The organism is Autumnicola aciditolerans, from assembly GCF_041679265.1.
Classification (GTDB): Bacteria; Bacteroidota; Bacteroidia; order Flavobacteriales; family Flavobacteriaceae; genus Autumnicola.
This window is the reverse complement of sequence record NZ_JBGFSM010000005.1, coordinates 267,977-275,392: the sequence shown is the minus strand read 5'-3', so window position 1 is coordinate 275,392 and position 7,416 is coordinate 267,977. Positions and strand designations below refer to the sequence as shown.

7 protein-coding genes are annotated in these 7,416 nt (G+C 40.7%); all 7 read right to left on the bottom strand.

The genetic code is table 11. The features are described 5' to 3' along the window. Positions 1–83: 83 nt before the first annotated feature. On the bottom strand, positions 84–3,446 hold the full coding sequence (secA, locus tag AB8M93_RS07445; RefSeq protein WP_373056941.1) for a preprotein translocase subunit SecA: 3,363 nt from the start codon (positions 3,444–3,446) through the stop codon (positions 84–86). A gap of 89 nt (positions 3,447–3,535) precedes the next feature. Next, positions 3,536–3,757, bottom strand: coding sequence for a DUF2795 domain-containing protein (locus AB8M93_RS07440; RefSeq protein WP_013070580.1), 222 nt, complete (start codon positions 3,755–3,757; stop codon positions 3,536–3,538). Positions 3,758–3,907: 150 nt separating this feature from the next. Then, positions 3,908–4,480, bottom strand: a complete 573-nt coding sequence (locus AB8M93_RS07435) for a cob(I)yrinic acid a,c-diamide adenosyltransferase (protein WP_373056940.1) — start codon at positions 4,478–4,480, stop codon at positions 3,908–3,910. An 83-nt stretch (positions 4,481–4,563) separates the two neighbouring features. Then, positions 4,564–4,764: a hypothetical protein gene (locus AB8M93_RS07430; protein ID WP_373056939.1), complete on the bottom strand. Its 201-nt coding sequence runs from the start codon at positions 4,762–4,764 to the stop codon at positions 4,564–4,566. 386 nt (positions 4,765–5,150) lie between these two features. Beyond that, positions 5,151–5,849: an ABC transporter ATP-binding protein gene (locus AB8M93_RS07425; RefSeq protein ID WP_373056938.1), complete on the bottom strand. Its 699-nt coding sequence runs from the start codon at positions 5,847–5,849 to the stop codon at positions 5,151–5,153. Positions 5,850–6,022: 173 nt separating this feature from the next. Continuing rightward, the gene (locus AB8M93_RS07420; protein WP_373056937.1) at positions 6,023–6,886 is read right to left on the bottom strand and encodes an O-methyltransferase; all 864 of its coding nucleotides are present in this window, start codon (positions 6,884–6,886) and stop codon (positions 6,023–6,025) included. 49 nt (positions 6,887–6,935) lie between these two features. Beyond that, a complete protein-coding gene (locus AB8M93_RS07415) occupies positions 6,936–7,298 on the bottom strand; it encodes a four helix bundle protein (RefSeq protein ID WP_373056936.1) in 363 nt (120 codons plus the stop codon). Between the last annotated feature and the right edge of the window lie 118 nt (positions 7,299–7,416).

The window sequence follows — 7,416 nt, the reverse complement described above, 5'->3', positions numbered from 1 at the left end:
AACGTCTAACGTCTAACGTCTAACGTCTAACGTCTAACGTCTAACGTCTAACGTCTAACGTCTAACGTCTAACGTCTAACGTCTTATTTCTCATTTACAAGCACCCAATCCCCCTTATCCAGAAGCGGAATGGCCTGTTTGTACTTCACCGTTTTATTTTCTCCGCTCATCACGTTCTTAATGGTGACCCTGTCGTTCCGGCCAATTTTTGGGTGATCTCTCACCACAGTTTCAGTGACCTGAGGTTTGGGTTGCTGGCGCTGCCCGGCGGCACGGCTTTGTGCGGCCCGTTCATCCATATTAGGAATTTCTTCTTTTGTAGTTTCTACTTTTTCACGCCTTCTTGTTTGTCTCGCTTCATGAATGTTGGAAGTATTCCCTTCAGGAATTTCTCCTTTAAACAAGAAGGAAATTACATCACGGTTTACCTGGTCTATCATGGTTTTGAAAAGTTCAAACGCTTCAAATTTATAGATCAGTAACGGATCTTTTTGTTCGTGAACCGCCAACTGCACACTCTGTTTTAGCTCATCCATTTTTCTAAGGTGAGTTTTCCAGGCATCGTCTATAATGGCAAGAGTGATATTTTTCTCAAAATCCTTAACCAGTTGTTTCCCTTCAGTCTCATAAGCCTTTTCAAGGTTGGTGACTACCTGAAGTGTTTTTGCACCATCGGTAAATGGGACTGAAATTCTTTCAAAATTATTGCTTTCATCTTCATAAACCTGCCTTATTACCGGGTATGCCCTGGAAGCACTATGCTCCATTTTCTCCTCGTAATGTTTATAAGCGGCTTTATATACTTCTCCCGCGATTTTTTGAACATTCATTTTTGCGAAATCCTCTTCAGAAACAGGGGAGCTCATGGAGAAATACCGAATAAGTTCAAATTCAAAATTCTTAAAGTCAGATGCCGCTTTATTGGTTTCGGCAATAGCTTCAGAAGTGTCAAAAATCATATTGGCGATATCTACTCTCAAACGGTCACCAAAGAGGGCATGATAACGGCGCTTGTAAATTACCTCACGTTGCGCATTCATCACATCATCATACTCCAGCAGCCTTTTCCTGATGCCGAAGTTATTTTCTTCCACTTTTTTCTGGGCACGCTCAATGGATTTGGAGATCATGGAATGCTGAATCACTTCACCTTCTTCAAGGCCCATACGGTCCATTAATTTTGCAATACGTTCTGATCCAAAAAGTCGCATCAGGTTATCTTCCAGGGAAACATAAAACTGTGAACTTCCCGGGTCTCCCTGCCGGCCACTACGCCCACGCAGCTGCCTGTCTACTCGCCTGGAATCGTGGCGCTCTGTACCCACGATGGCCAGACCGCCTGCTTCTTTTACTTCCTTACTCAGCTTTATATCGGTACCCCGTCCTGCCATGTTGGTGGCGATGGTCACAATACCAGATTTCCCAGCTTCGGCAACAATATCAGCCTCTTTTTTATGCAATTTCGCGTTCAATACGTTGTGGGGTACATTCCTTAGCTTAAGCATACGGCTAAGCAATTCTGAGATTTCTACGGAAGTGGTTCCAATAAGTACCGGCCTGCCCGCATTAGAAAGCTCTGTTACATGATCTATCACCGCGTTGTATTTTTCGCGCTTGGTTTTATAAACCAGGTCTTCCTTATCTTTCCTGGCGATAGGACGGTTAGTAGGAATTTCTACCACATCAAGTTTATAGATTTCCCACAATTCTCCAGCTTCAGTTACCGCAGTACCCGTCATTCCGGATAGTTTACGATACATCCTGAAGTAATTCTGAAGGGTAACCGTAGCGAAGGTTTGTGTAGCGTCTTCAATTTTAACGCTTTCCTTGGCTTCAATCGCCTGGTGTAGGCCGTCACTGTAGCGGCGGCCTTCCATGATACGGCCGGTTTGCTCGTCTACAATCTTTACTTTATTTTCAATCACCACATATTCGGTATCTTTTTCAAATAAAGTATAAGCTTTTAGAAGCTGGCGCATCGTATGGATTCGCTCGCTTTTCACACTGTAATCACGGAAAAGTTCTTCTTTTTTCTCCGCTTCTTCTTCTTTGGGAAGATCTTCTTTTTCAATTTTGGCAATTTCCATCCCAATTTCCGGCATTACAAAGAAATCCGGATCCCCGTTGGCAGAAAGGTATTCTATTCCTTTATCGGTAAGGTCTATCTGGTTAGTCTTTTCATCTATAGTAAAATAAAGCTCCTCGTCAATTTTAGGCATTTCACGGTTGTTGTCCTGCATGTAGTGATTTTCGGTCTTTTGCAGTAACTGCTTGATCCCTTCTTCACTTAAATACTTGATGAGTGCTTTGTTTTTAGGAAGGCCTCGGTAAACCCTTAGCAACTGCTTTCCGCCTTCTTTGGTATCTCCTGAAGCAATTAGTTTTTTTGCCTCTGCAAGAACTTTCACCAGGTGTTTGCGCTGTACTTCTACAATATTGGCAACCGCAGGCTTTAATTCGTCAAACTCGTGAATATCTCCTTTAGGAATAGGACCTGAAATAATTAACGGGGTACGGGCATCGTCCACCAATACGGAATCCACTTCATCCACAATCGCGTAATTGTGAGGGCGCTGTACCAAATCGTTTGGAGAGTGGGACATGTTGTCCCTTAGGTAATCAAACCCAAATTCGTTATTGGTTCCGTAGGTAATATCTGCATTATATGCTTTTCTTCGTGCGGCAGAATTTGGCCTGTGGTAATCTATACAATCTACACTAAGCCCGTGGAATTCAAAAATTGGCGCCATCCATGCGCTGTCCCTTTTTGCCAGGTAATCGTTAACGGTTACAAGGTGCACCCCGTTCCCGGTTAAGGCATTAAGGTACATAGGGAGCGTTGCCACAAGTGTTTTACCTTCCCCGGTTTGCATCTCGGCAATTTTTCCCTGGTGCATGGCCACACCACCAATAAGCTGCACATCGTAATGCACCATATCCCAGGTTACCGGTTTACCGGCAGCATCCCAGGAATTGCTCCAGATGGCATTGTCGCCGTCCAGAGTCACGTAATCTTTTTCTGCGGAAATTTCCCGGTCAAAGGTTGAAGCTGTTACTTTAAGCTCGGAATTAGCCACAAAACGTTTGGCGGTTTCTTTTACCGTGGCAAAGGCTTCCGGAAGGATATCATTTAGAACATCTTCAGAGATTTCGTAAGCTTTGTCTTTTAAAGCATCTATTTCAGTATAGATATCCTCTTTTCTGGTAATATCTTCAGATTCGTCTGCTTCCTTCTCCAGGCTGGCAATCTTCTGGTTTACTTCTTCAAGAGCTTCAGCAATTTTTGCTTTAAATGAAGATGTTTTAGCTCTTAATTCGTCCAGGCTCAGGGCTTCAAATTCAGCTTCAAAAGCCTTTATTTTTTCAACTATGGGTTGTATTTCCTTGACGTCTTTTTTGGACTTGTCGCCAACAAATACTTTTAATACAGAATCTAAAAAACTCATAATAGTTTTTTGTTTTAATAGGGTTCAAATGTAAGCAAAAAAAAAGCCTCACTTTGGAGACTTTTTTGCTTTATTTTTTATGTTTCATTTTAATATTCATCCTCATTCCAGAGATAATCATCATCTGTGGGATAATCTGGCCAAATTTCTTCAATAGAATCATAGGAGTCTCCTTCATCCTCGATGGCCTGTAGATTTTCAACAACTTCCAATGGAGCTCCGGTTCTAATCGCATAGTCAATTAACTCGTCTTTTGTGGCAGGCCAAGGCGCATCACTTAAATAAGATGCTAATTCTAAAGTCCAATACATGGTTGAAATCGGTTTATAATTTCTGCAAAAATAATTTTTTTACCGATATAGCCAAGAAAAAAATCTAATAATTAATCAATACTGTTAAGAACTTATTCCAGTTTTAATTCCCGGAAGAATATATTTTAGAAGAAAACAGAGACAGCAAAGTTATTTTTTTTCGGGGATCCATTTTACCTCCTCAGCACGGAAGTATTTTGACAATTTTCGTGCCAGTACAAATAAATAATCAGAAAGCCTGTTAAGATATTTTAAAACCCTTTCATCAAAAGCCTCTATTTCATTTAATGCTGTGGCCATACGCTCTGCCCGCCGGCATACACAGCGTGCAATGTGACAAAATGACACGCTTTGATGCCCCCCCGGAAGTATAAAATGAGTCATTTCAGGCAGTGCTTCATTCATGATATCAATTTCCTGTTCCAGGAATTCTATATCCCGGCTGGTTAATTTAGGAATATTCAACCTGTCTTTTCCATTTTTAAGGGTGGCACGGGCAGGGTCTGTGGCCAGTATGGAGCCAATGGTAAAGAGCCTGTCCTGGATCTTCATAAGGTTAATTTTATCATTTTCTTCAATTTCCTGGTCTCTAAGCAGGCCAATATGGGAATTAAGTTCATCTACGGTCCCATAACTTTCAATCCTTATATGATGTTTGGGAACTCGCGTACCCCCAAATAAAGCTGTTGTTCCTTTATCTCCTGTTTTGGTGTAAATCTTCATATCTTCTTTAGTTTAGAGGCGGAAGAAATTGCCTCTGGCAAATCAAATTTACAAAGAAAATAAGGGAGGGAAAGGGAGATGGCTTATTTTCCTGAAGATTTCTCCTCTGGATCTTCAAAGGTCTTATGATGCCCACGCTTACGGTCTTCATATCTTCTTCTGAAATTACGGTTTTTCCTTTCGTGCCGATGTTGTTTTGCACGCCTGGAAGTCCACCTGAAGAAGATGAAAGCAACGGCGATAATCGCGAGATAAAGCCAGGTTTGCTGGTCCAAATCTATCATCCTTTGAAGATTGTTTTTTCTAAGATAAAGATATTATTGTTAACGGACAATTTGTGAAAAGTGAAAAGTGAAAAGTGAAAAGTGAAAAGTGAAAAGTGGAGAGGTGAAGGGTTTTTATCGCTGTTGCTTGAATTTATAAATATAGAAAGCTCCTCACCTATTTAGGAGGGGATGGCCCTAGGCCGGAGGGGGGTTTGCTAGTGATTAGTAAATGGAGAAAAGAGGGAAAATGTGCAGAGATAGGTAAGGATACAACCAATTTAAAATTCATCATTCAAAATAGGCAAAAAGCTTCCTTACTTTTAAAAGAGGGTATGCCTGGATAAGGTAAAAGTTAAGGAGCTAAAGAGGAAATGCATTCTACGGAAGAATGTCTTAAAACACAATTAATTTCTAACCATCTCCCGGCGTTCATCTTTTTCCACTATTCCGTCACGAAGGCGAATAATACGGTGAGCGTGTTCTGCAATATCTTCTTCGTGAGTTACCAGAATAACCGTATTTCCCGCAGCATGGATTTCATCAAAAAGATTCATTATTTCCACCGAAGTTTTAGAATCCAGGTTCCCTGTAGGTTCATCTGCCAGGATAATAGAAGGTTTGTTAACCAAAGCCCGGCCAACAGCAACCCTTTGTCGCTGCCCGCCCGAAAGCTGGTTGGGTTTATGATCCATCCGGTCTCCAAGCCCAACATTGGTGAGCACTTCTGTTGCCCGTTCGGTTCTTTCGGTTTTGGAATAGCCGGCGTAAACCATTGGTAAAGCCACATTGTCCAGCGCGGTAGTCCTGGGTAAGAGGTTAAAGGTCTGGAAAACAAAGCCTATTTCTTTATTTCTTATTTCAGCAAGTTCATCATCTGTCATCTTGCTCACATCTTTGCCGTTCAGGATATACGTACCGGAAGTTGGAGTATCCAGGCACCCCAGCAGATTCATAAGTGTGGATTTCCCAGACCCGGAAGGGCCCATAAAAGCCACATATTCTCCACGTTCAATTTCCAGGTCTATTCCCTTAAGCACTTTTACCACTTCCTGCCCCAGCGGGAAATCCCGGGTGATATTTTTAATTTCAATGACTTTACTCATAAATGCTAAACTTTGCTGCTAATAGGACGTAAGTTAATAAGTTTTGTTACATCTATAGAAAAGTAAAAAAGTAAAAAAGTAGAAAAGTAAAAAAGGGAAAAAGTTAAAAAGAGAAAGGAGGAAAGTGGAGAGTGAATAGTTCAAGTATTTTTTTTAAGCCTAAAGCCTACAGTCTACAACCTGATCACAAAATGTTGCTTCGCCTGTTCTCTTCTGAAAAAAATAAGGCCCCAGTAAAATGTATCTATGGAAACGGTGACGACCGGATGATTTTTAATTTCTTCCCAGGCGGCTTCCATATCGGGAGACCAGTGAATATCATCAAAAATAAATACGGAATCATTATGTGCAAAAGACAGAGTTTGCCTGAAATAATCCAGCGTGGATTGCTTCTGATGGTTGCCATCAAAAAACACCAGGTCGTAGTTCGTGGCTGGTAGTTTAGGATTTATAATTTTTCCTGTCTCCTGTCTTCTGTCTCTATTCTCTTTTCTATTTTCTCTTTTCCCTAATTCCTCTCCACTCTCCACTCTCCACTTCTTAAACACCTCTTCAAATTTGTCAATTTCCAGATTAATATTATCGAGTCTGAATTTCTCAAAATTTTGACGGGCGATATTTGCAGTTTCGGGGCAACCTTCAATAGTGGTCACTGCGGTTTTCTTGTTGGCAGCAAGCGCAGAAGTGGCGATGCCCAGGGAAGTACCCAGCTCCAGCACATTTTTACATTTCAAATAGTTTACCAGCCTGTACAAAAGCTTTGCCCGCATTTTAGTGATGCCTGCATTTTTAGCAATTGCTGAAACCTTTCTGCTGTTGGATTTAAATACCCTGCTACCCGCCCCAAAATCGGTTACCTCTATTTTTTCTTTATTCTGAAGCAGACTTTTTCTGTACTCTTCCAACAATTTATAAGCAGGATATTTCTTTTTATCATAAAAACATTTTGTCACCAGATCGTAAACAAAAGGGGAGTGCAGTCCATGCTGATTTTGGCTTTTTAGGAGGAAATTTATGTATGATTTTAGTAGGTGCAATTTTGTTGTCAGTTGGCGGTTGTGAATTATTAGTTGTAAATAGCAAAGATCATGTTCTCCAATTCTTCTCAACATACTGTATAAAGGAAAAAATTTTTCCGCCTAAAATGTCATATTTCTGCTTAAGCTCTTTAATTTCCGCAATGTCATATAATTCATCGACCATTTCCAACTGTGATAAACACTCTAAAAGAGATGCATGAGCATAGGTAAGGAATTTCAGGAAATCCTTTTTATATATTCTACGCCCATATCCTTCCACAATATTATCTTTAATGCTTTTGGAAGACCTTCGTAATTGACTTCCCTGTTCATAGAGTTCATACTTCGGCAACTTTAGGGAAACTTTATGCGCTTCAATAGCATAGGTAAAGGCAAGGTTGTAAATATCTAAATCTTTATAGCTCTTCATTTTCTCATGGAATAAAAATTTGAGCAGAGCGAAAACAACTCACAACTCACAACTCACAACTCACAACTCACAACTCACAACTCACAACTCACAACTCACAACTCACAACTCACAACTC